The sequence below is a fragment of the Curtobacterium sp. ER1/6 genome, assembly GCF_001742745.1.
GTDB classification, from domain to species: domain Bacteria; phylum Actinomycetota; class Actinomycetes; order Actinomycetales; family Microbacteriaceae; genus Curtobacterium; species Curtobacterium citri.
Map to the genome: position 1 here is coordinate 25,974 of NZ_MJAK01000012.1, position 22,108 is coordinate 48,081.

At 73.6% G+C, this 22,108-nt stretch carries 22 protein-coding genes; 5 read left to right on the forward strand and 17 right to left on the reverse strand.

From position 1 onward, the window contains the following. Window positions 1-100: 100 nt before the first annotated feature. Window positions 101-1,135, reverse strand: a complete 1,035-nt coding sequence (locus tag Cus16_RS14505) for a dipeptidase (protein WP_069713376.1) — start codon at window positions 1,133-1,135, stop codon at window positions 101-103. Window positions 1,136-1,179: 44 nt separating this feature from the next. On the opposite strand from Cus16_RS14505, the gene Cus16_RS14510 reads away from it, so the two are divergent. Next, window positions 1,180-1,755: a GNAT family N-acetyltransferase gene (locus Cus16_RS14510; protein WP_069713377.1), complete on the forward strand. Its 576-nt coding sequence runs from the start codon at window positions 1,180-1,182 to the stop codon at window positions 1,753-1,755. Next, window positions 1,752-2,246 carry an SRPBCC family protein gene (locus tag Cus16_RS14515; RefSeq protein ID WP_069713378.1) on the forward strand — a complete coding sequence of 165 codons (495 nt, stop codon included), beginning with the start codon at window positions 1,752-1,754 and terminating at the stop codon, window positions 2,244-2,246. Before Cus16_RS14510 ends, Cus16_RS14515 begins: the two co-directional genes overlap by 4 nt. On the opposite strand, the gene Cus16_RS14520 is transcribed toward Cus16_RS14515, so the two are convergent. The 6 genes from Cus16_RS14520 to Cus16_RS14545 all read right to left on the reverse strand — a co-directional run bounded on the left by Cus16_RS14520 (window position 2,213) and on the right by Cus16_RS14545 (window position 9,475). Continuing rightward, the gene (locus Cus16_RS14520) at window positions 2,213-3,043 is read right to left on the reverse strand and encodes a MurR/RpiR family transcriptional regulator (RefSeq protein WP_069713379.1); all 831 of its coding nucleotides are present in this window, start codon (window positions 3,041-3,043) and stop codon (window positions 2,213-2,215) included. The genes Cus16_RS14515 and Cus16_RS14520 overlap by 34 nt on opposite strands. Next, complete coding sequence (locus tag Cus16_RS14525) at window positions 3,040-4,338, reverse strand: allantoate amidohydrolase (RefSeq protein ID WP_069713380.1); 1,299 nt, start codon at window positions 4,336-4,338, stop codon at window positions 3,040-3,042. Before Cus16_RS14525 ends, Cus16_RS14520 begins: the two co-directional genes overlap by 4 nt. Next, entirely contained in the window at window positions 4,335-5,576 is a 1,242-nt protein-coding gene (locus tag Cus16_RS14530; protein WP_069713381.1) for a pyridoxal-phosphate-dependent aminotransferase family protein, read from the reverse strand. Before Cus16_RS14530 ends, Cus16_RS14525 begins: the two co-directional genes overlap by 4 nt. After that, complete coding sequence (allB, locus tag Cus16_RS14535; RefSeq protein ID WP_083264018.1) at window positions 5,573-6,976, reverse strand: allantoinase AllB; 1,404 nt, start codon at window positions 6,974-6,976, stop codon at window positions 5,573-5,575. The genes Cus16_RS14530 and allB overlap by 4 nt, the downstream gene beginning before the upstream one ends. Continuing rightward, a complete protein-coding gene (locus tag Cus16_RS14540) occupies window positions 6,973-7,737 on the reverse strand; it encodes an aspartate/glutamate racemase family protein (protein ID WP_069713382.1) in 765 nt (254 codons plus the stop codon). Before Cus16_RS14540 ends, allB begins: the two co-directional genes overlap by 4 nt. A gap of 175 nt (window positions 7,738-7,912) precedes the next feature. After that, on the reverse strand, window positions 7,913-9,475 hold the full coding sequence (locus tag Cus16_RS14545; RefSeq protein WP_083264019.1) for an NCS1 family nucleobase:cation symporter-1: 1,563 nt from the start codon (window positions 9,473-9,475) through the stop codon (window positions 7,913-7,915). A gap of 245 nt (window positions 9,476-9,720) precedes the next feature. Between Cus16_RS14545 and Cus16_RS14550 the strand changes: the two genes are divergently transcribed. After that, window positions 9,721-10,275 carry a VOC family protein gene (locus tag Cus16_RS14550; RefSeq protein WP_069713383.1) on the forward strand — a complete coding sequence of 185 codons (555 nt, stop codon included), beginning with the start codon at window positions 9,721-9,723 and terminating at the stop codon, window positions 10,273-10,275. A 112-nt stretch (window positions 10,276-10,387) separates the two neighbouring features. Continuing rightward, a complete protein-coding gene (locus tag Cus16_RS14555; protein WP_141719008.1) occupies window positions 10,388-10,687 on the forward strand; it encodes a hypothetical protein in 300 nt (99 codons plus the stop codon). Window positions 10,688-10,749: 62 nt separating this feature from the next. Here Cus16_RS14555 and Cus16_RS14560 read toward each other — a convergent pair whose 3' ends face one another. The 4 genes from Cus16_RS14560 to Cus16_RS14575 form a co-directional block, all read right to left on the reverse strand. Next, complete coding sequence (locus Cus16_RS14560; RefSeq protein WP_223246637.1) at window positions 10,750-11,907, reverse strand: FAD-dependent monooxygenase; 1,158 nt, start codon at window positions 11,905-11,907, stop codon at window positions 10,750-10,752. A gap of 177 nt (window positions 11,908-12,084) precedes the next feature. Further along, window positions 12,085-12,807: a VIT1/CCC1 transporter family protein gene (locus Cus16_RS14565; RefSeq protein ID WP_069713386.1), complete on the reverse strand. Its 723-nt coding sequence runs from the start codon at window positions 12,805-12,807 to the stop codon at window positions 12,085-12,087. 87 nt (window positions 12,808-12,894) lie between these two features. Continuing rightward, on the reverse strand, window positions 12,895-13,392 hold the full coding sequence (locus Cus16_RS14570) for a GNAT family N-acetyltransferase (RefSeq protein WP_069713387.1): 498 nt from the start codon (window positions 13,390-13,392) through the stop codon (window positions 12,895-12,897). 35 nt (window positions 13,393-13,427) lie between these two features. Continuing rightward, window positions 13,428-14,831, reverse strand: coding sequence for an LLM class flavin-dependent oxidoreductase (locus Cus16_RS14575; protein ID WP_411266612.1), 1,404 nt, complete (start codon window positions 14,829-14,831; stop codon window positions 13,428-13,430). Window positions 14,832-14,967: 136 nt separating this feature from the next. Here Cus16_RS14575 and Cus16_RS14580 point away from each other — a divergent pair, with 136 nt between their 5' ends. Next, window positions 14,968-15,939 (forward strand): hypothetical protein, encoded by a 972-nt coding sequence (locus Cus16_RS14580; RefSeq protein ID WP_069713389.1) that lies wholly within the window; start codon window positions 14,968-14,970, stop codon window positions 15,937-15,939. A gap of 14 nt (window positions 15,940-15,953) precedes the next feature. Here Cus16_RS14580 and Cus16_RS14585 read toward each other — a convergent pair whose 3' ends face one another. From Cus16_RS14585 to Cus16_RS14610, 6 genes are all read right to left on the reverse strand, one after another. Beyond that, window positions 15,954-16,364: a hypothetical protein gene (locus Cus16_RS14585; protein WP_069713390.1), complete on the reverse strand. Its 411-nt coding sequence runs from the start codon at window positions 16,362-16,364 to the stop codon at window positions 15,954-15,956. Next, on the reverse strand, window positions 16,361-16,807 hold the full coding sequence (gene sufU / locus Cus16_RS14590) for a Fe-S cluster assembly sulfur transfer protein SufU (RefSeq protein ID WP_069713391.1): 447 nt from the start codon (window positions 16,805-16,807) through the stop codon (window positions 16,361-16,363). Before sufU ends, Cus16_RS14585 begins: the two co-directional genes overlap by 4 nt. Then, window positions 16,804-18,105, reverse strand: a complete 1,302-nt coding sequence (locus Cus16_RS14595; protein ID WP_069713392.1) for a SufS family cysteine desulfurase — start codon at window positions 18,103-18,105, stop codon at window positions 16,804-16,806. Before Cus16_RS14595 ends, sufU begins: the two co-directional genes overlap by 4 nt. A gap of 60 nt (window positions 18,106-18,165) precedes the next feature. Next, window positions 18,166-18,378 carry an Rv0909 family putative TA system antitoxin gene (locus tag Cus16_RS14600; protein ID WP_069713393.1) on the reverse strand — a complete coding sequence of 71 codons (213 nt, stop codon included), beginning with the start codon at window positions 18,376-18,378 and terminating at the stop codon, window positions 18,166-18,168. Window positions 18,379-18,487: 109 nt separating this feature from the next. Continuing rightward, the gene (locus Cus16_RS14605; RefSeq protein WP_069713394.1) at window positions 18,488-19,783 is read right to left on the reverse strand and encodes a chloride channel protein; all 1,296 of its coding nucleotides are present in this window, start codon (window positions 19,781-19,783) and stop codon (window positions 18,488-18,490) included. A 120-nt stretch (window positions 19,784-19,903) separates the two neighbouring features. After that, window positions 19,904-22,033 carry an alpha-galactosidase gene (locus Cus16_RS14610; RefSeq protein ID WP_069713395.1) on the reverse strand — a complete coding sequence of 710 codons (2,130 nt, stop codon included), beginning with the start codon at window positions 22,031-22,033 and terminating at the stop codon, window positions 19,904-19,906. Between the last annotated feature and the right edge of the window lie 75 nt (window positions 22,034-22,108).

Below are 22,108 nucleotides of genomic sequence, written 5' to 3' on the forward strand. Positions count from 1 at the left end.
CGACGCTGCAGTCCCCCGTGATCCTACCGACGGCGCCCGGTGCTCCCCCGTCGATGACGCCCACTGACGCGCCGGACGTCGACCACGCATCCGGTCCGGGTCAGCGCCCCACGCTCCGCGCGAACCGCCCGTCCGTCGCCTCGAGCACCCGAACCACGTTGCCGCCGGCGAGCGCCCGCAGGTCGGCGTCGCCCCACCCGCGCCGCCGCAGCTCCTCGGCGAGCACCGGGTACCGCGACACGTCCCGCAGGTCCGGCGGCAGCACGGGCGTCCCGTCGTAGTCGCCGCCGAGCCCGAGGTGCCCGACGCCGGCGACGTCCCGCGCGTGCTCGACGTGGTCCGCCACGTCCGCGACGGTCACCGGCGGCGGCGTCCCCTCGGAACCCGCCTCCTCCCAGTCCGCCCACGCGCGCGAGACGAACTTCGGGACGAAGGTGATCATCACCACCCCGCCGTTGTCGGCCAGGCGGGCCAGCACGTCGTCGGGGACGTTGCGGGGGTGGTCGTCGATCGCGACCGTCGACGAGTGGCTGAAGACCACGGGCTGCGTGGCGACGTCGAGGGTGTCCCGCATCGTGGTGGGTGCGGTGTGCGAGAGGTCGACGAGCATGCCGATCCGCTCCATCTCGGCCACGACCTCGCGCCCGCGGTCGGTCAGTCCGCCGTGCGCCCGGGCTCCGGTCGCGGAGTCGGCCCAGGTGGTGTCGTCGTTGTGCGTCAACGTCATGTAGCGCACGCCGAGCCGGGCGAGCGTGCGGAGCACGGCCAGGTCGTCCCCGATGGAGTGCCCGCCCTCGGCCCCGAGCAGCGAGGCGATGCGTCCGGCAGCGACGGCGGCCCGGAGCTCGGCGGCGGTCCGGACGAAGGTCAGGTCGTCCGGGTACCGCTCGATGATCCGGTGGGCGGTGTCGACCTGCTGCAGCGTCGTCCGCACCGGGTCGGGGTCGTCCGACGGCACGAACACCGACCAGAACTGCCCGACGACGCCACCGGCGCGCAGCTTCGGCAGGTCGGTGTGCAGGGTCCCGTCCTCGGTGTCGATTCCCTCGACGCCGGAGTCGTGGGACTCGCGACGCTCCCACGGCAGGTCGTTGTGTCCGTCGACGACGGGGAAGGCGAGGGAGTCGAACGTCATGCGCCGACGCTACCGCGCCGCCACCCGCTCGCTAGGCTCGCGCTGTGCACCCCGTGACGCTCCGCACCGACCGGCTCGTGCTGTCCGTCCCGGTCGACGCCGACGCCGACGACGTCGTCGCGTACGCGAACGACCCGGACGTCGTCGCCTTCACCCCGGTACCGGTGCCGTACGGCCACGCCGAGGCCCGGCGCTGGACCCGGGAGGTCGTCGCCGCGGGCTGGCGGGACGGCACCCGCACCGAGTTCGGCCTCCGCCGCGTGGAAGACATGCGACTGCTCGGCACGGTCGGGCTGTTCGGGATCGCGGACGGTGCGGCCGAGGTCGGCTACGCACTCCACCCCGACGGGCGTGGGCACGGGTTCGTCGCCGAGGCGGTCGAGCGGGTGCTGCGATGGGCCTTCGCGGCGTCGCCGACCGGTCTCGGACTCGAGCGGGTGCAGTGGCGGGCCATCGCGACGAACGTCGCCTCCGCCGCCACCGCACAGCGGGTCGGCCTGCGCTACGAGGGACGCGCACGCTCGGCGGTGCTGCACCGCGGTGTCCGGCACGACCAACTGCTCGCGGCGGTGCTGCGGGACGACGACCGGTCCGGGCCGCAGGTCTGGCCGACGTCGTGACCGTCGCCTTCCGCCTGGTCACCGAGATCGCGGCACCGCCCGAGCGGGTCTTCGCGCTCTCGCTCGACGTCGGCGCCCACGAACGCTCGATGGCGGGTACCGACGAACGCGCCGTGGCCGGCACGACGTCCGGCACCATCGGCCTCGGCGAGAGCGTCACGTGGCGCGCACGGCACTTCGGGGTCGTCTGGCGGATGACGAGCCGGATCACCGCCCTGGAGGCGCCGGGTCGCTTCGTCGACGAACAGGTGCGTGGTCCGTTCGCCCGCTTCCGGCACGAGCACCGGTTCGAGCCGTCGGCCGTCGGCACGCGGATGGTGGACGACGTCACCTTCCGCGCACCGCTCGGTCCGCTGGGGTGGCTCGCCGAGCGGCTCGCGCTGGCGCGGTACATGCCGCGGCTCATCGCCGCGCGGAACGCCACGCTCCGCGCGGAGCTCGAGCGCGGGCACGACGGTCAGCGCGCGGCGAGCTCCCCGAGCGAGTCGTAGGCCGCGGCGACCGCGTCGACGCGGGCACGACCGGCGGGACCGGACGCCTCGTACACGTCGTTCGCGATGGCGGCGACGACGGCGAAGAGCGCCGCCATGGAGTCGAACGCCGACGGCGAGTCGACGGGGCAGAGCACCGCGGTCGCAGCGGGGGCGGCGATGACCGCCGCGGTCGGGTCGCCGAGCACGACGACGTCCGCCCCGGTCGCGACGCAGTGCCGAACGAGCCGCTCGGCACCGGCCGCGTGTCGCCGCACCGTGACGAGCACGACGAGGTCGCGGCGGTCGAGGTCGGCGACCTCCTCCCCCAGGCGCTGCCCGGGTGCCGGACCGATCCGGACGTCCGGACGGACCTGCGCGAGCTGGGAGCGGAGCTGCATGGCGACGGGGTGCGCGCCGCGTTCCCCGAACACGAGCACCCGTCGGGCACGGACGATCCGGCGGGCGAGCCGGACGCGGTCGGCCCGGGCGAGCGAGGCGAACGCGGCGTCGAGGTTGCGCGCCTCCACGGCCCGCTGGTCGACGTGCGCGGCGTCCTCCGCGGCCCACGGCAACCCGCTGCCCCGCGCGGACATGAGCTCCTGCCGGACCTCGGCGGCGTCCTGGAAACCGAGGGAGCGGACCAGGCGCGAGACCGTCGCCTTCGACGTGCCGGACTCGGCCGCGAGCTCGGCGGACGTGCCGACGAGCAGCAGCTCGGGGTCGTGCCGGACCATCGCGGCGACCCGGCGCTCCGCGGGCGACAGGCGGTCCCAGACGGCGTCGACGCGGGCGCGCACGTCGGGGACGGCGCTCATGCCGGCACCTCGCGGCCGTCCGCGACGACGTCGTCGGCGATCCGCTCGACGGCCACGGCGAGCGCGTCGAGACCGAGCGCGACGTCGTCCTCGGAGACGAACTCGTCCGGGTGGTGGCTGATGCCGTCGGGGTTGCGCAGGAACAGCATCGCGACGTCGGTCACCAGGCCGAGCGACATGGCGTCGTGCCCGGCGCGGGAGAACAGCTCGGCGGGCGCGGTCTCCCCCGTCGAGGCGATGCCCGCGCGGATCGCGTCCATCAGTCGTGGTGCGCAGAACACCGCCGGCGCACGGTGCACCTCGGTCGGCGACACGGCCACGCCGCGTCGGGTGGCGATCTCGTCGAACGCCGCCGTGATCGCCTCCCACACCCGGTCGCGGCCCTCGTCGAACTCCCCACGCAGGTCGACGCTGAAGCGGGCGAGCCCCGGCACGACGTTCACGGCCCCGGGTTCGACGGACATCGTCCCGACGGTGCCGACGTGCTGCTCCGCCCGGCAGATGCGCTCGACGGCCAGGGCCGCCTCGGCCGCGGCGAGCAGGGCGTCGTGCCGACGCTCGTACGGGGTGCCGCCGGCGTGCCGGGCCTCACCGACGGCCTCGACCGTGAAGCGACGGGCGCTCGCGATGCTGGTCACCACGCCGAGGGCCTGTCCGGCCTGCTCCAGGTGGGGACCCTGCTCGATGTGCGCCTCGAGGTACCCGACGAGCCGCTCCGGTGCCAGTGCGGCCTCGCCGACGCGCTCCGGGTCGAGCCCGAAGTCGGTGAAGGCCTGCCGCAGGGTGGTCCCGTCGCCGTCCTCGAGGTCCCACCACGCCTCGTCCCAGACCCCGGCGACCGCGGAGGACCCGAGCAGGGCCTTGCCGAACCGGGTGCCCTCCTCGTCCGAGAACGCGGTGACCTGCAGGGCGACGGGCAGCGGGCCGGCCGCGGTGACGCGCGCCGCGGTGCGGATCGCCATCAGGACGCCGACGACCCCGTCGTAGCGACCGGCATCGACGACGGTGTCGAGGTGCGAGCCGAGCAGCAGCACGGGGGCGTCCGGCGTCGCGCCGTCGACGATGCCGTGCAGGTTGCCCGCCGCGTCCTGCCACGTGCGGAGGCCCGCGTCGCGCATCCACTCCGCGACGACCGCGTTCACCCGGGCGTGCTCCGGTGACAGGTAGACGCGGGTGGTGCGGCCGTCGTCCTCGGACACCGCGGCGAGGGCGTCGCACCACCGGACGATCGTCGCGGCGTCGGCGAGGGCACGCGTGCTGGCGGTCGGGACGGGGGTCGGGGTGACGGCGCTCACGCGGGGGCCCCGACCGGGACGGACGCTCCGGCGTGCACGTCGAGCGCCGCGTCGACGCCCGCGCCCTGCGGGACGGCGTGCCCCGCACGCCGGAGGCTGTGCTCGAGCGCGGCGAGCGTCGTCACGACGGCGTCCTTGCGCGCGTTGTACCCCATAGTGCCGATCCGCCAGACGCGGCCGTGCAGCGGGCCGAACGACGTGCCGATCTCGATGCCGTGGTCCTCGAGCATCGCGCCGCGGACCTGGTCGCCGACGACGTCGTCCGGGATCTCCACGGCGACGACGTTGTGCATCTTGTGCGCGACGTCGCCGAAGACCCGCAGACCCAGGGCCTCCACCCCCGCGAGCATGGCGCGGCCGGCCGTCGCGTGGCGCTCGACGACGGTCTCTCGCCCCTCCTCGAGCAGGATGCGTGCGCACTCGTTGGCGGCGTAGAGCATCGACGCTGCCTCGGTGTGGTGGTTCAGACGCCGCGGTCCCCAGTAGTCGAGGATCATCGCGAGGTCGAGGTAGTTCGACCGGATCGGGTGGTCGGAGACGACGTCGTCGGCCTCTCGGATGCCGGCCTCGATGCTCCGACGGCCGTCGAGCACCGCGACCGCGCGCGGCGAGACGGTGATCGGGGCGCTGCCGGACGGACCCCCGAGGCACTTCTGCAGCCCGGCGCTCGCGACGTCGATCCCCCACGCGTCCACCTCGAGCGGGTTGCCGCCGATGCTCGCGGTGGCGTCGGTGTAGAGCAGCGCCCCGTACCGGTCGCAGACCGCGCCGAGCTCGTCGAGCGGCTGGTTCATCGTGGTGGAGGTGTCGCCCTGCACGACGGCCAGGACCTTCGGCCGGACGCGGCGCACGGCGTCCTCGACCACCGACGTCGGGAAGACCTGTCCCCACTCCGTCTCGATCGTGTGCACCTCGGCGCCGGCGCGTCCGGCGATCTCGGCGAGCAGGTGCCCGAAGCGCCCGAACACGGGCACGAGGACGCGGTCCCCGGGTGCCAGGAGGGAGACCAGGGCCGCCTCGATGCCGGCGCGCGAGGTCCCGTCGACCAGGACGGTGGCGTCGTTGCGCGTGCCGAAGACCTGGCGGTACAGCTCCTGCGTCGCGGTCATCGTGGCGGTCATCCACGGGTCGTACTGCCCGACGAGCGGCGTCGAGAGCGCCCGGAGCACCCGGGGGTCGGCGTCGATCGGGCCCGGACCCATCAGGAGTCGGGCGGGTGGGTTCACTGGCTGCGTCATGGTGCCTCCGTTCCGTTCAGGATGGTACCGGAACGATCGTTTCGTGCGTGTTGCGTGTGCTGCGGGCGGACGAGCAGGACGCCCTCGACCGCGGTCACCCCGTCGGCGGCCGTCGCGACGAGCCGCCCGTGCAGCCAGGTCTCCACGACCCGACCGAGGGTGTGCAGGCCCGCGAAGGCGGACACCGGGTTGCGGTGCGCGAGGGCGGCGACCTCGATGACGTCCTCGGCCGCGGGGTCGAGGACCGCGAGGTGCGCGACGGCACCCGGCGCGATGCGACCGCGGTCCGTGAACCCGACGAGCGCCGCCGGTCCGGTCGTGAACCACGGCAGCACGGTCTCGAGCGGGATCCCCCGCCGGACGGCCTCGGTCCACACCGCGCGGAAGCCGACCTGCAGCCCGGCGATCCCGCCCCAGGCGAGCCCCCAGTCGTCGGTCTTCAGGTCCGCCGTCGACGGCGAGTGGTCCGAGACGACGCAGTCGATCGTGCCGTCGAGGAGCCCGGCCCAGAGCGCGTCGCGGTTCGCGTCGTCGCGGATCGGCGGGCAGCACTTGAACTCGGTGGCACCGTCCGGGATCGTGCCGGCCTCGAAGGCGAGGTAGTGCGGGCAGGTCTCGACGGTGATCCGTACACCGTCCGCCTTCGCCGCACGGATCATCGGCAGGGCGGTGGCGTCGGAGAGGTGCAGCACGTGCACGCGCGCACCGGTCTCGCGAGCACCGTCGACGACCCGCGCGATGGCGGACCGCTCGGCGCTGCCCGGACGGGTCGCCAGGAAGTCGGCGTACCGGCCGCCGAGCGCGTCGTGCGGGACGAGCAGGTCCGGGTCCTCGGCGTGCACGATGAGGAGCGCGTCGAGCTCCGCGACCTCGGCGATCGCGGCACGGAGCTGCTCCGGGTCGAGGTGCGGGAACTCGTCGACGCCGCTCGGGGCGGTGAAGCACTTGAACCCGAACACCCCGGCGTCGTGGAGCGGCCCGCGGGTCCCGGCGTTCGCGGGGACCGCGCCGCCCCAGAACCCCACGTCGACCGCCACGCGACCCTGGGCGCTCGCCCGCTTGACCGCCAGGGCGTCGACGTCGGTCGTCGCCGGGATCGAGTTGAGCGGCATGTCGACGATGGAGGTGACACCGCCGAGCGCCGCCGCGCGGGTGGCGGACGCGAAGCCCTCCCACTCGGTGCGGCCCGGCTCGTTGACGTGGACGTGGGTGTCGACGAGCCCCGGGAGCAGCACGTGCTCGTCGGACACGGTCCGGTCCTCCGCGGCGTCGACGGCGTCCCCGAAGGGCAGCACCGCGTCGACGACCCCGTTCCGGACCACCACCGCAGCCGGGCGGAACGCCCCGTCGACCCAGGACCGTCGAGCGCGCAGGACGAGGTCGGCCTCGGCGCCGCTCATGCGGACACCCCGCTGAGCACGGCGGTCGGCGCGGCCACGGTGAAGCCCGACAGCACCCCGGTGACCTGCTTCGGCGGTGGCGGGGCGTACTCGCCGCGCTTGCCGGTCGCGAGGCCGAGCCGGACGAGCGACTCGGCCAGCACCGTCGCCGCAGCCACGCCGTCGACCACCGGGGCACCGACCTCCCGGGACACCTCGGCGCAGAGGTCCGCCATGCCGGCGCACCCGAGCACCACCGCGTCCGCACCACCGGCGAGCACCGCGCGGCACTCCTCGACGACGAGCGCTCGCGCGCCCGAGGCGGGGTCGTCGAGCGCCAGCACCGGGACCTCGCACGCGCGGACCTCGGTGACGAGCCGCGCGAACCCGTAGCGCTCGGCGAGCTCCCACGCCCTGCCGGTCGTCCGGGCGAGGGTGGTGACGACCCCGAACCGCCGACCGAGCATGGCCGCGGCGTGGAAGCCGGCCTCGGCGATCCCGACGACGGGACCCGTGGCGAGCTCCCGGGCGGCGTCGAGGCCCGGGTCGCCGAAGCACGCCACGACGAACGCATCGACGCCGTCCCGCTCCCCGAGTGCCACCTGCTCGAGGAGCCCGGGGACCGCCAGCGCCTCCTCGTAGTGACTCTCGATCGAGGCCGGTCCGGTGGTGGGCTTCACCGCCTCGATCACGGTCCCGGGCCCGGCGACCGCAGCCGCAGCGCGACCGATCGTGGCCGTCATCGCGGCGGTGGTGTTGGGGTTGACGACGCGGATGCGCAAGCGGGTCCTCCGGGTGGTGACGAGGGGAAGTGGGGCGTGGAGCCGGGTGGTGACGAGCGGGGCGGAGGCGGGACGGGCCTCCCGGCCGAGACGAACCGAGACGAACCGAGACGAACCGAGACGAGAGGGGCCGAGCCGGGCCGAACCGAGACGAGACGGGCCGGGCCGGGCCGCGCTAGGCGCGCCCCGCGGCGGCGCCGTCGTCGATCGTGGGGTCGTCGGCCGCCAGGAGCGGCATCCGCGGCGACCGGCGCTCGAGCGCCCAGAACACGACGAGCCCGAGCCCGCAGCCGATGAACCAGCTGTAGTTCGACAGCCACGGCAGGACGCCGGTCGCGGGCGGCAGGACCGCGCTGGCGACGGACACGGCCCCGGCGACCAGCAGGGTCCACATCGCGTTCGGGTTCCACCCCGCGCGGTACCAGTACCGGGCGGTGGGCTCCTTCGAGTACATGTCGTCGACCGCAACCCGCTGCTTCGCGACGAGGTAGTAGCCGGCGATCAGGATGCCGAACAGCGGACCGATCAGCGCGCCGAGGATGCCGAGCGTGTACAGGATCGCCTGGTCGTTGCCGTACCAGTTCCACGGCGTCAGGAGCACCGAACCGACCGCGGCGATCATGCCGCCCGTGCGCCAGCTGATCTTCCGCGGGGCGACGTTCGAGAAGTCGAACGCGGGGCTGATGAAGTTCGCGACGATGTTGATGCCGACCGTGGCGATGACGAACGTCAGGCCGCCGAGCAGGATCGCGAAGGGCGCGTCGATCGCCTGGACCGTCTCGATCGGGTCGGTGATGAGCTTGCCGAACACCGGGACGGTGGCGCTGGCGCAGAGCACCGTGAGGACCGAGAAGAACAGGAAGTTGACCGGCAGGCCCCAGAGGTTGCCGCGCTTGACGGCGGCGAACGACCTGCCGTACCGCGAGAAGTCGCCGAAGTTGAGCATCGGACCGGAGAAGTAGCTGACGACGATCGCGACCGCGGAGAGCATCACCGGGATCGAGGCACCGAACGACATCGGCGCACCCGTGTGCAACGTGAGCGAGATGTTGCCGATGCCCGCCCGGGCGACGAGGTAGACCGCGAGCGCGATCATCACGACGTAGACGGCGGGACCGGCGAAGTCGATGAAGCGGCGGATCGCCTCCATGCCCATCGAGAAGAGCGCCGCCTGCGCGACCCAGAGGATGCCGTACGAGATCCAACCGAGCGCCGACAGCCCGAGGAACGCGTGGTCGAGGAGCGCGGCCGAGCCGGGCAGGAACTTGAGGAACACGATGTTCAGCGACTGCGCGGCGAGGAAGGTCTGCACGCCGTACCAGGCCGTCGCGATGAGCCCGCGGATGACGGCGGGGACGTTCGCCCCGATGACGCCGAACACCGCGCGGTTGATGACGGGGTACGGCACGCCGGTGCGCTGCGACGGCTTCGCCACGAGGTTCGCGAACACCTGGACGACCAGGATGCCGACGACCAGGGCGACGAGCACCTGCCAGCTGGCGATCCCGAGCGCGAAGAGCGACCCGGCGGTGACGTACCCGCCGACGGAGTGCACGTCGGACATCCAGAAGGCGAAGATGTTGTAGCTCGTCCAGCGCTGTTCGCGCAGGGGGGCGAGGTCCTCGTTGGTGAGCGACGGGTCGTACCCGGGCTTGACGACGCCGGCGCCGGCAGCGGCCGACGACGTCGTGCGGGGGGCGTGGGGCGCGGCGACGGGTGTCGCGATCTCTGTGACCAAGGCGTCCTCCGTGGGAGTGGGCGGCGGGGGTCCCCGCTCGTGGACGACGCTATGGAGGCTCTTCGCGCTGCCCGTTTCCCTCGTGTAACGGTCGTGTGACGCGCTCCTCGGCCCGGAACGATCGTTCCGAGCAACCGCGGCCCTGACCTGAACGACCGCACAGTCGGGTGCGGGATGCCGCAGGGAATGGCGCACCGGTCCGCACGAGCCGTCCCGGGAGCACTCCGCGGCACGATCATCGACCCATGACCAGGGGCATCAGGATCGACCACGTCGGCGTCACCGTGCCCGACATCGACGCGGCGACGGCGTTCTTCGCCGCCGCCTTCGACGCCGTCGTGCTCTACGACGTGCGCCGCACCACCGACGTGCCGAACGACACACCGGAGGCGCACCGCTACCTCGGCATCCCGGACACGATGGCGCAGGGAGCCATCCGCATGCTCGCCCTACCCGAGGGCCCGGGACTCGAGCTCTTCGAGTACCGCGGCCCCGACCAGCGCGCCGCTGCGCATCCCTCCGACCTCGGCTGGCAGCACCTCGCGCTGTACGTCGACGACCTCGACGAGGCCCTCCTGCGGCTCGAGGCCGCGGGCGCCGTCCGCAACAGCGACCCTCGGCCCCTGCGGGGTGAGGAGGCCGGGGAGGGCAACCGCTTCGTCTACACCCGGACGCCGTGGGGGTCGACGCTCGAGCTCGTCACCTACCCGACACCGCAGCCGTACCTGCTGCACGCGCCCCGGGCGAAGTGGGCGCCCTGGCCGGACGTGGACCGGCTCCGGCAGCTGGACCCGGCCTGACGGGCTGACCGGTCCGGCCGGCCGGGAGGCACGGCTCGCGTCCGCCTCGCCGGTCACCGTGCGTGCCGGGTTGCGCTCGTCCCCTACGCTCGTGCCGACGGAGGGGAACACGATGACGAACCTTGCCGACTGGGAAGCCGAGGGTGCCCGGGCACGACCCAGCACACCGACGGACCACGTCCGAGCACCGCTCGCGCTCCGTGCGGCGACCTGGATCGGCACCGTCCTGCTCGTCGTCGCCGGCATCGTGCTGATCAGCACGACGATGGTCACCCAGCAGGCGGAGGAGTCGGCGACACACGAACTGCTGCGCGTCCTGGTCCTGGTCGTGGTCGGCACCGCGATCGCGGTCGTCGGTGCGGTCACCCTCGTGCTCCGTCTCGTCGCGAGCGCGCTCCGTCCGGGCTCCTGACCCGACACGGCAGGTCCCCGGGCTGCGAGGACCACCTGGCAGCGCTCGACACGAACGGTCCGTCACCGCCGGACGGGAGATGCTGCGCCCTCGTAGCGACGGAGGTCGAGTCCCTTGGCCGGCAGGTCGAGGAGCCGCATGAGGGGCGACGCGATCGACGCGGCGCGGAAGAACAGGTTCCGGAGACGGATCCCCCGCATCGTCCTCGGCGCCAGGAGCGCGCCGGCGTTCACATTGTGGGACGCGGCCGTGTACGGCCGGTAACGGGCCTCGTACTCCGCCAGGGCCGTCGCGACGTCTCCGTCCGCCAGACGCAGCTCGCCGGCCAGCACGTACGCGGCGACCAGGGCGAGGCCCGTGCCGTACCCGCTCAGGGCGTTCCCCCACGCGGAGTCGCCGAGCAGGACCACGCGCCCTCGGCTCCAGCGGTCCACGGTCACCCGGCTGATGGAGTCGGTGTAGAACGACCTCGCGTCGGCGAACCGGTCGACGATCTCCGGGATGCGCCACCGCCCCTCCCGCAGTGCGCCCGCGATCTGGCGCTTCTGCTCGTCGACGTCGTCACGGGCGCCCGGGAAACGGTCTGCGGCGACGACGATGAAGGTGGGGGCCTTCGACCCGCCGAGCATGACCGTCATCCCGGGCTGGCTGTACACGACGTCGTCGTCGCCCAGGTCCAGGTCCGCCAGCACGTAGTGGTGTCCGCGGTGCTCGACGAACTGCTCCTCCGGGCCCCAGACGAGACGGCGCACCCCGGAGTGCACGCCGTCGGCACCGACGACCAGGTCGAAGCGCTCCACCGATCCGCTCCGGAACGTCACCGTGACGCCCTCGCCGTCGTCGACCATGCGCGAGATGCGGTCCCCGAACCGGTAGTCGACGTCGTCCTTCGTCCGCTCGTACAGGACGGTCGCGATCGTGTCCCGGGGGACGTTGAGCTCGCCGGAGCCGAATCCACCGGGCGCGACCCCGATCGTGCGACCGTGCTCGTCGACGATCGCGGCGTCCTCGTCGCGGATGTCGTACTGACGGAGCTCGTCGAGGATCCCCATCTCCCGGAGGACCTGCATGTGGGTCGCGCCCTTGAAGTCGACCGCCTGTCCACCGGGTCGGATGCCGTCGTTCTTCTCGACGACGGTCACGTCGTGGCCGGAGCGGTGCAGCCAGAAGGCGAGGGCGGGACCGGCGATGCTGGCGCCGGAGATCAGGATGCGGGTCATGGGGACTCCTCGTGTCGGTGGGACCACCATCCGCCCGACCACTCACACCCTGCTGACGCGGTACTGACACCGGTGGCGTCCGCGGCGCCAGGCGTCACGGGGATCCGCGCGCTCCGCCGCGCCTCCTCCGGGAGCACGGTCAGGACTCGTCGTCCGAGATCTGCCGCACCCGAGCCCTCACAGCGCGTGCGTCCCGAGCAGCGCCCCCGCGACGTACGTCGCCGCGAGCGCGAGCGCCCCGCCCACCACGACCCGCAACGCCGCACGCCCCCGCCGGGCACCGCCGAGCACGGCACCGGTGGTCCCGGTGAGCGCGAGCGCGACGAGCGACGCCGTCACCGTCACCGGCACCCGCGCGGCTTCCGGGGCGAACAGCATCGCGAGGAACGGCAGCAGCGCCCCGACCGTGAACGTCGCGGCGGAGACCCAGGCCGCACGCCACGGGCTCACGACCTCGTCCTCGGCGTCCCGCAGGGCGGCCTCGGCCCGGCGACGGCGGACCTCCGGTCGCGCGAGCTCCCGGGCGACCGCCACCGCCACCGACTCCTCGACCCCGAGCGACCGGTAGTGCGCGGCGAGCGCGGGGGCGTCCTCGGCGTCGGCCTCGAGCTTCGCCTGCTCCGCGGCCTGCCCGGTGCGCTGAGCGTCACGCGCACCGCTCACCGAGATGTACTCGCCGAGCGCCATCGAGATCGCACCGCCGACGAGCGCCGCCGTCCCCGCGGCCACCACCGGCCCCGTGCCCGCTCCCGCGCCGGCGACGCCGACGAGCACGGCCGCCACGGAGACGATGCCGTCGTTCGCGCCGAGCAGTCCGGCGCGGAGCCAGTTGAGTCGCGCGGCGCTGGCGGCGTCGTCGTGCTCCGAGACGGGGAGCGAGAGGTCCGATGCGGTTGACATGGGGGCAATCGAACCACGCTCATGCGCCGCGCGCCAGCAAGGTGAGGCATGCCTGACCTGGGGTTTCCTGGTGAGGACAGCCTCACCTCACCGGTCCGCGCCGGTCCTCCAGACCCGGGTCGGTCGACCGCTCAGGGCGTGGGGGAAGGAGTCGCCGACGGGCCGGAACCCAGCGCTGGCGTAGAGCGCCAGTGCCGGCGCGTTGTCGTCGAGCGCGTGCAGCTCGCAGTGCGCGTGCCAGGCCTCGGCCGCGGCCGCCACCGCTGCGGCGAGCAGCCGGCGGCCCAGCCCGTGCCCCTGCGCGGTCGGCGCGACCGCGAGCAGGCTGAGGTACGCGGCGTCGCTCGGGGTGCCACCGCTGCCGGGGGCCGTGACCAGGGCGAAGCCGACCGGTGCTCCGGCGGGGTCGTCCGCCACCACGAGGGCGACACGGTCGGCGGCGAACTTCGTCCGGGCGCGCTCGCGGACCGCCGGCGAGGCAGGCAGACCGTCGCGGTCGGCCACGGCCGCGACCCACAGGTCGACGCAGGCCGCGTCCGCGTCCGCCCCGGTCGCGGTGCGCACGACGAAGGTGGTCCCGATCACCGGACCACCCTACGTCGCACCGTGACCGTCGACGCTCAGACCGCCGCGCGGACTCCCGTGCGGTACTGCGCCGCACGGTGCTCCTCGGGGAGCCGGTCTCCGCGGCCGAACAGCTTCTGGCGGAGGGACCCCGCCACGTACTCCTCCGGGTACGCCCCGCGGGCACGGAGCTCGGGGACGACGAACTCGATGACGTCCTCCCACGTGCCGGGGGTCACGGCGTACGCCAGGTTGAACCCGTCGACGTCGGTCTGCTCCTGGATGTCGATCAACCGCTGGGCGATGGTCGCTCCCGACCCGACGGCCACCGGCCCGAGCCCGCCGATCGCGGTGTGCTCGGCGATGTCCCGGACCGTCCAGTTCGCCCCGTCCTCCCCCGTCGCCGCGGACAGGTTCGCGGCCGTCGACTGGATCGCGTTCGACTCGATGTTGCCGAGCGGCTCGTCGAGGTCGTACTGCGACAGGTCGACGCCCATCCACCCCGAGTTGAGCACGAGCGCGCCCTCGGCAGACGCGTACGACAGGTAGTCGCGGTACTTCGCCTGCGCGGCCTCGTCGGTCTCGTCGGTGATGACGGTCAGCAGCGTGTAGACCTTCGCCGCGTACCGGTCGCGGCCGGCGGCCTCGAGGGCGTCGCGGATCTTCCCCACCGTGGCCGCGAGCTGCGGGATCGTCGGCGCACCGACGAAGACGGCCTCGGCGTTCTCCGCAGCGAAACGGATCCCGCGGGGCGATGCGCCCGCCTGGTAGACGACGGGGCTCCGCTGCACGGACGGCTCCGACAGGTGGATGCCGGGCACGTCGAAGTGCGCGCCGTGGTGCTCGATCGGGTGGACCTTCGCGGGGTCGGTGAAGACGCCCGTCTCGCGGTCCTCGACGACGGCGTCGTCCTCCCACGACCCCTCCCACAGCTTGTAGAGCACCTCGAGGTACTCGTCGGCCACGTCGTAGCGGTCGTCGTGGCTCAGCTGGTCGGTGTGGCCCATGTTCCGGGCGGCACTCGGCAGGTACCCGGTGACGACGTTCCAGCCGATGCGGCCCTTCGTCAGGTGGTCGAGCGTCGACATGCGCCGCGCGAACGGATAGGGGTGCTCGTACGCGGTCCCCGCAGTGATGCCGAAGCCGAGGTGCTCGGTCACCGCTGCCATCGCCGAGACGAGCAGGATCGGGTCGTTCACCGGCACCTGCGACCCGGTGCGCAGGGCAGCCTCGTTCGTGCCGCCGTACACGTCGTACGTCCCGAGGACGTCGGCGATGAAGATGCCGTCGAAGTGCCCGCGTTCGAGCAGCTGCGCCAGGTCCGTCCAGTACGACAGGTCGTTGTAGTGCCGCGAGCGGTCGCGGGGGTGCCGCCACAGTCCGGAGGACTGGTGCGCGACGCAGTTCATGTCGAACGCGTTGAAGCGGATCTGCCGGGGCTCGTTCGTCGTGTCCGTCACGGCGGTGACGCTACGTGCGTCCGGCGCGTCCGTCACGCCTCGTGACGCTCCGTGACACGGCCGGGAGGCCCGCCCCGGCTCCGCCCCGCCACGCACGTCCGGCGCTGGTCGCCGTCACTTCCGCCAGGATCGAGTCGTGCAGCGCACCACCACCATCACCCGCGCCACCCTCGCGGGCGTCGCCGTCGGGACCGCCGCCGCGGTCCTCCTGTGGAGTCTCGTGGCGGTGGTGACCACGACGTCCGACCAGGGCACGGCGGCCGGCTTCGCCGCGGCATCGCTCGCGGTCACGCCCGCGCTCGTCCTCGGCGGCGCGGTGCTCGGCCTCGCCGTGGGGCTGGCGCTCGCCCTGGTCGCTCCGGCCCTCCGGCGCGGCGGCGCGCCTCGTGCGGCCGCGATCGTCGTGGTCGGTCTGCTCGCGTTCGTCGTCTGGGGCACCGCCACCGTGCAGCTCGTGTCGAAGGAGGTCGTCGTCGTGGGCGCCGGGGTCTCCACGGACGCCGTGCAGCTCGTCGCCGCGGTGTTCGGCGCGGTCGCGGGCGCCGGTGTGACGGTCGTCACCGCACGCGGCCGGTTCCCGCTGCCCGCCGCCCGGGTCGGACGGACCGTCCTGCTCTGGACCGTCGTCGGCGCGCTCGCGGGGGTGTCGGCATGGGCGGCGCGCCGATCGGGCGTGCCGCTGCTGTCGGGGTTGCCCGCCGAGACGGCGTTCGTCGGCTCGGGCTTCGGGGACTCCGACGTCCCGATCACCCTCGAGTGGGTCTGGGCCGTCCTCACCGGAGCGTTCGCCGGCGCCGTGGTCGGCGTGGTGCGCGTGCTGACCGCTCGGCGCTGGGCCGCGGTCGTCGCGGCCGCGCTGGCGGCCGCGGTCGCCGCCTTCGTCGCCGCGCGCACCGGACTGCTCTTCCCGTCCCTCGGCGAGCGCCCGTTCGACCTGACGTACCCGTTCGTCGACGGCTGGGCGACGCCGGTCGTCCGTCAGCCGCTCGGCGCCGTCCTCGCGACGGTCACCCTGTGTGCGGCTGCCGCAGCGGTCGTCGCCGGAGCCCTGACGCTGACGGCGGCGAGGCTGTGCGACCGGCGGCGCCGCGCTTCCCGGCCGATCTGACGCGAGCGGCGGGCTCAGCCGCCGGACTCGGCGCAGCTGTCGGTGCCGCTCCAGCAGGCGGGTGTGTCGTTGCTGAGGCTCGGGATGTCCGCCCACCGTCCCTGCGGTACCGCGAGCACGTACGCGGCGACGAGCACGATCGGCACCATCGTGAGCGCGACGAACGCTGGCCAGCGGACGCCGCTGCGCACCGCTGACACCACGGCGACGACGACCAGGACGGGCGTGGCGACCAGCAGCAGCTCGTAGGTCCGGACGTGGGCCGGGGTCTCGTCGGGGCCGTACAGGGTCCACGTCCCCACCACGTTCAGCAGCATGACGACCGGGACGGCACACGTGAGCAGCGCGGCCACGACGGCGGTCCGGCCGGAGCGCCGTCGGTCCCGCGCGGCGTCCGCCGCGACCTGGTCCCCCGTGCCCGTCACGCGGCAGTGGCCTCGCGAGCGGCGGCCTCGGCGGCGACCCAGGCGAGCATGCCGCACTTGACCCGCATGACGAACTTCGAGACGCCGTGGAACGCCACGAGGTCCTCGAGGGTGTCCTCGTCGGGCTCCCCGGCACCACGCGACCGCATCATCGTCCGGAACGCCTCGGTGAGTTCGAGCAGTTCGGGGACGGTGCGCCCGGGTGCCATGTCGGTGAGCACCGATGCCGACGCCATCGAGATCGAGCAGCCGTCGCCCTGCCACGCGACTGCGGCGATGCGGTCGGTGCCCGGCTCGAGCCGGATGCTCACGGTGATCTCGTCGCCGCAGGTCGGGTTCCGCTCGAAGTGCGACGCGTCGGCGTCCGCGAGCACGGTGTCGCCGTGCCGGGCCTTCGCGTGGTCGAGGATGACCTGCTGGTAGAGCGAGTCGAGCCCGTTCACGAGGCCGCTCCGAAGTAGCGGCGGATCTCCGCGACGGCCGCGAGGAACCGGTCGACGTCCTCCTCGGTCGTGTAGACGTACGTGCTCGCACGGCTGGTCGCCACGAGGCCGAGGCGACGGTGCAGCGGTTGGGCGCAGTGGTGGCCGGAGCGCACGGCGATGCCCTGTGCGTCGAGGTACTGCGAGACGTCGTGGGCGTGCACGCCGTCGACGTCGAACGCCACGAGCCCGGACCGCGGGACCCCGGCGGGCGGACCGACGACGCGGATGCCGGGCACCGCGGCGAGGCCCTCGAGCATGCGCTGCGCGAGCTGCTCCTCGTGGGCACGGACCCGCTCCGTGCCGATCGCCTGCAGGTACCGGACGGCCTCGGCGAGTGCCACGGCCTGGGACACCGGTTGCGTGCCCGCCTCGAAGCGCTCGGGAGCGGGCATGAACTCGGACGACTCCATCGTCACGGTGGTGATCATCGACCCGCCCGTGCGGAACGGGGGCAGCGCGTCGAGGAGCTCGCCCCGACCCCAGAGCACGCCGATGCCGCTCGGTCCGAGCATCTTGTGCCCGGAGAACGCGGCGAAGTCGACGCCGAGCTGCTGCACGTCGAGCGGACGGTGCGGCGCCGACTGGCAGGCGTCGAGCACGACGAGGGCGCCGTGCTCGTGCGCGGCGGCGACGACCTCCGCCACGGGCGCGATCATGCCGGTGACGTTCGACACGTGCGCGAAGGCGACGACCCGGGTCCGGTCGGTGATGCGCGAGGTCGCGTCGTCGGCGGTCCACGTGCCGTCGTCGGCGACCGGCACCCAGCGGAGCGTCGCACCGGTCAGGGCCGCGAGCTCCTGCCACGGGACGAGGTTCGCGTGGTGCTCGGCCTCGGTGACGAGTACCTCGTCGCCCGGGCCGATGCGGAACCGCTCGGCGGCGGCTCCACCGCGACCCCGGCTGGCGTTGGCGATGCCGTACGCCACGAGGTTGAGGGCGTCGGTGGCGTTCGCCGTCCAGACGACCTCCGACGGCGACGCCGCCCCGACGAAGCCGGCGACCGTGGCGCGCGCGTCCTCGTAGGCGTCGGTGCTGAGCGCCGCGAGCGTGTGCGCGCCACGGTGCACGGCCGCGTTGTCGTGCTCGAGGAACCGTCGCTCGGCGTCGAGCACCTGCCGCGGTCGCTCGGCCGTCGCCCCGGAGTCGAGGTAGGCGAGCGGACGCCCGTTCACCTCCTGCTGGAGGATCGGGAAGTCCCGCTTGATCGCGGCGACCTCGGCGTCGGTCAGCGGCTGGTTCGGAGCGAGGACGGTCACCCCACAATCGTGGTCCGTCGCGCCCGCTCCGTCCAATCGCTGAGAGCGGAAGCGCTGGTGCTACTCGTTGCCGATGCGCTTGTCGGCCTGCTCGCGGGCGCCGTCGATCTTGTCGTCGTACTTGCCGCCGGTGGCCTTCTTGACCGCGTCGGCAACGCCTCCGAGGATCTTGTCGCTGACGCCCTCGGCCTTCTCGCTCTTCAGGGCGTCCTGGACCTTGCCGTCCTTCAGGAACTCCTGCGCCTTCTTCGTGATGTCGTCGAACCCTGCCACGGGATGCTCCTCAACTCGTGCGGGGCCCGCTGCCCCGACCTGCCGTCGATGCTAGGCGCGGTCCACGCCGGTGTCCGGACCGGGGTCGGGACACGGGAGTCGGGCGAGCCTAGGCCATCTGCGCGCTGCGCCGGCGGGCGAGCAGGTACCCGACGGCCACCGAACCGGTGATCGCGAGGAGCGACGGGATGAGGATGTCCGTGCCCTCCTGGGTGAACTCGACGACGAGCACGAGCGCGGTGAACGGCGCCCGCATCGTCGTCGCGAGGAACGCCGCGGCGCCGACGAACGCGAAGGCCGCCAGGTTCGACCCGTCGGCGGGCCAGAGCAGCACCCACAGCCCGCCGAGCGCGGCGCCGGCGGCGGACCCGATGGCGATGGACGGCGTCAGCGTGCCACCGACGGCACCGGCGCCGATGGTCGCCGAGGTCGTGATGGTGCGGATCACGGCGAGGAGCAGCAGGAACACGATCGGCGACAGCCCGGCGAACTCGGGCGCCTCGGTGGTCGCGTTCATCGCCACGAGCCCGAGTGCCCGGCCGTTCCCGAGGATCTCCGGGAACGGCACCGCGATCAGGCCGACCATCGCGAACACGACGGGCAGCACGACGAGCAGGTGCCACCCCTTCGGCGCCATCCCCTGCAGCCGGTTCGTGAGTCTGACGAAGCCGACGCCCGCGAAGCCGAGGAGCGGTCCGACGACGAGCGCCCAGACGAGCAGCGACGGCGACATGTGCATCGCCGGCACGTGGTACAGCACCTCGTCCGGGATCACGAGCCGTGCCGTGAAGGCCGCGATCGCGCTCGTCGCGAACGCCGGCAGCGCCGTCGCGAAGGTCAGCTCGCCGAGCAGGACCTCCACGGCGAACAGCGCGCCGCCGAGCGGGACGTCGTAGACCGCCGCCAGACCGGCTGCCGCGCCGCAGGCGACGAGGATGCGGGTCTCGCGCGCGGTCAGACCGGCGCGCGCCGTGACGAGCTGCGACAGCCAGGCACCGATCTCGCGGGGCGCGACCTCCTTGCCGATGGAGGCGCCGAGCCCGACCGCCAGGATCTGCACGGCGGCGTTGCCGACCGTGGCGAGCGCGGGCATCCGCTTCCCCCCGACGGCGGCGGTCACCGACACGACGGGCTTCGCCCAGCGGCGGATCGCCCACCATGCGACGCCGGTCAGCACGCCGGCCGCGGTGAGGGCGAGGAAGCGGTTCAGCCCCGAGGGCGCGTCCGCCGCCTCGAGGTGCCCGCCGAACGGGTACCCGAACGCGACGAACTGGATGGCCTGCAGCGCGAGCCACACCGAGATGCCCGCGACGCCGCCGGCGAGGCCGACGAGCGCGGTGATGACGGCGAGCTTGAGGGCCCAGACCGGCGTGGTCGTGCGTGTCGCGTTCCCGGTCTGCGGCATGTCCGGAAGCCTAGCGGCCCGTCGGAGCCGCCCCCGGCCCGGCAGGTGACCGGTGGACGGACGGGAGGCCCGTGGCGGCGTCGCCACGCGCCTCCCGTCCGGCAGCGGGTCACGTCACGGTCAGACGGCCGTCACGCGGAACGGCACCACGCGGTCGGCCGGCACGAGGGGCGGCTGCAGGCCGACCTGCTCGAGCACGCGGCCGGTGAAGACGCGGTCACCGGACCACCACGCGGGCGCCCGGACGTCGTCGCCCGCACCGACGATCACCGGGTCGACGCGGTACCGCGTGTCGGGGTCGAGGTCGCGGAAGACCACGCGGCCGACGCCGGACACCTCCGAGCGACCGGTGCTGGCGACGAAGAACGCCGCCTGGCGGCGGTCTTCGGCGACCACGCCGTACACGAGCCGCGTCGGGTCGACCTCGTCCACCCGGACGAGCAGACCGCCGTGCAGGAGCGCACGCCACTCCCTGTGCAGCGTGATCCACGACGCGAGCGTGCGTTCCTCGTCCGCGGTGGCCCGGGCGAGGTCCCACTCGATGCCGAAGTGCCCGATCATCGCGGTGCCCGCACGGAAGGAGACGTCGTGGGAGCGCCCGGTGGTGTGGTTCACGCCGCTGGCGACGTGCGCCCCGAGGAGCTCCGGGGGCAGGAGCTGCTGCGTCCAGCGGTGCATCTGCTGGCGCTCGAAGGGGTCGATGTCGTCGGACACCCACACGCGGTCGGTGTGCTCGATCACCGCGAGGTCGACCCGGGCCCCACCGGACGAGCACGACTCGATCTCGAGCGACGGGAAGCGCTCCTTGAGCGTCGCCATCAGCCGGTACGTCGCGAGGGTCTGCTCGTGCACGGCGGCCCCACCGCCCGGGTGCCCCGCCTCGACGAGGTCGCGGTTGTGGTCCCACTTGACGTAGTCGATGCCGTACTCGCCGATGATCGCCGTCATCCGCTCGAGCACGTACGCGGAGGCCTCGGGGATCGCGAGGTTGAGCACCTGCTGGTCGCGGGAGCGGACGGGCAGCCGACCGTCGGCCTGCATGATCCACTCCGGGTGCGCCCGGGCGAGGTCGCTGTCCTCGTTGACCATCTCCGGCTCGAACCACAGGCCGAACTCCATGCCGAGTGCGCGGACCCGGTCGACGATCGGACCGAGGCCGTCGGGCCAGACGTCCTCGTCGACGTACCAGTCGCCGAGCCCGGCGTGGTCGTCGCGCCGACCGCGGAACCAGCCGTCGTCGAGCACGTACCGCTCGACCCCGAGCCGCGCCGCACGTTCGGCGAGGTCGGTCAGCCGCACGAGGTCGTGGTCGAAGTAGACGGCCTCCCACACGTTGATGGTGACCGGACGCGGGGTCGACGGGTGCTGGGGCCGACTGCGCAGCCAGCGGTGGAAGCGCCGGGCCTGGTCGTCGAGGCCGTCACCGTACGCGGCGTAGACCCACGGTCCCTCGTACGTCTCGCCGGTCGCAAGCCGGACCTCCCCCGGCAGCAGGAGCTCGCCACCCCCGGCGACCTGGCGACCGGTGGCGAGCCGCTCGGCGAAGTGCCGGTGGTTGCCGCTCCACGCGGTGTGCACGCCCCAGACCTCGCCGCGGGCGAAGCCGAAGCCGGGCTCCCCGACGCTGAGGACCGTCGCGGCGTCGGCGCCCGTCCGACCCTTGCGGCTGTCGCGTTCGTGCGTGCCGACGACGAGGGCGCGACGCTGCGGGGTGCGCTCCTTGCCCCAGTGACCGGCGAAGTCGAGGACCTCGCGGGCGCGGGAGGGCACGGGCAGGGCGACGGTCAGGTCGTCCACCGTGTACACGCCGTCGGCGGCGTTCGTGACCGCCGCGCGGGCACGGACCAGCCCCGACTCGAGCAGCTCGACCGTCACCCGGACGGTCAGCCCCGCGACGGAGTCCTCGGCGTCGGCGACCACGCGGTTCCCGTCGACGTCGAGGGCGGTGACGGTGAAGGCGGGCGACCAGTCGCGGCCGTCGCGGTGCCCGGAGAGCCCGGGACGACCGGTCCACCCGCGGTGGGGTTCGGGCAGCAGGGCGAGGCGGACGGGGACGTCGGCCTCGTTGTTCGCCACGACGGCGACGTCGGCGTCCGCGAGGACGACGAGCTCGTCGTCGGAGAGGGACCCGAGTGCGGCGCCCCAGTGCACGACGGCGGGGAGCGCGTTCGCACGGCAGTCGAGGACGAGGGAGACACCCCCGGCGGTGAGGTGGACGAGGTCGTGCGAGGTCGGCGTGGTGGTCGGCATCGGTGCTCCGGTCGGCGTCGTTGGCGGTGTCGAGCCTTCCGGTCCGTGCGCGCTGCCGCAACCCGACGCGCGTGG

Coding starts and splice junctions, on each gene's coding strand:
- Cus16_RS14530 (WP_069713381.1), bottom strand. CDS start 5,576: ATGACGCAGCCAGTGAACCCACCCGCCCGACTCCTGATGGGTCCGGGC.
- Cus16_RS14565 (WP_069713386.1), bottom strand. CDS start 12,807: ATGTCAACCGCATCGGACCTCTCGCTCCCCGTCTCGGAGCACGACGAC.
- Cus16_RS14505 (WP_069713376.1), bottom strand. CDS start 1,135: ATGACGTTCGACTCCCTCGCCTTCCCCGTCGTCGACGGACACAACGAC.
- Cus16_RS14605 (WP_069713394.1), bottom strand. CDS start 19,783: ATGCCGCAGACCGGGAACGCGACACGCACGACCACGCCGGTCTGGGCC.
- allB (WP_083264018.1), bottom strand. CDS start 6,976: ATGAGCGGCGCCGAGGCCGACCTCGTCCTGCGCGCTCGACGGTCCTGG.
- Cus16_RS14610 (WP_069713395.1), bottom strand. CDS start 22,033: ATGCCGACCACCACGCCGACCTCGCACGACCTCGTCCACCTCACCGCC.
- Cus16_RS14555 (WP_141719008.1), top strand. CDS start 10,388: ATGACGAACCTTGCCGACTGGGAAGCCGAGGGTGCCCGGGCACGACCC.
- Cus16_RS14520 (WP_069713379.1), bottom strand. CDS start 3,043: ATGAGCGCCGTCCCCGACGTGCGCGCCCGCGTCGACGCCGTCTGGGAC.
- Cus16_RS14560 (WP_223246637.1), bottom strand. CDS start 11,907: ATGACCCGCATCCTGATCTCCGGCGCCAGCATCGCCGGTCCCGCCCTC.
- Cus16_RS14550 (WP_069713383.1), top strand. CDS start 9,721: ATGACCAGGGGCATCAGGATCGACCACGTCGGCGTCACCGTGCCCGAC.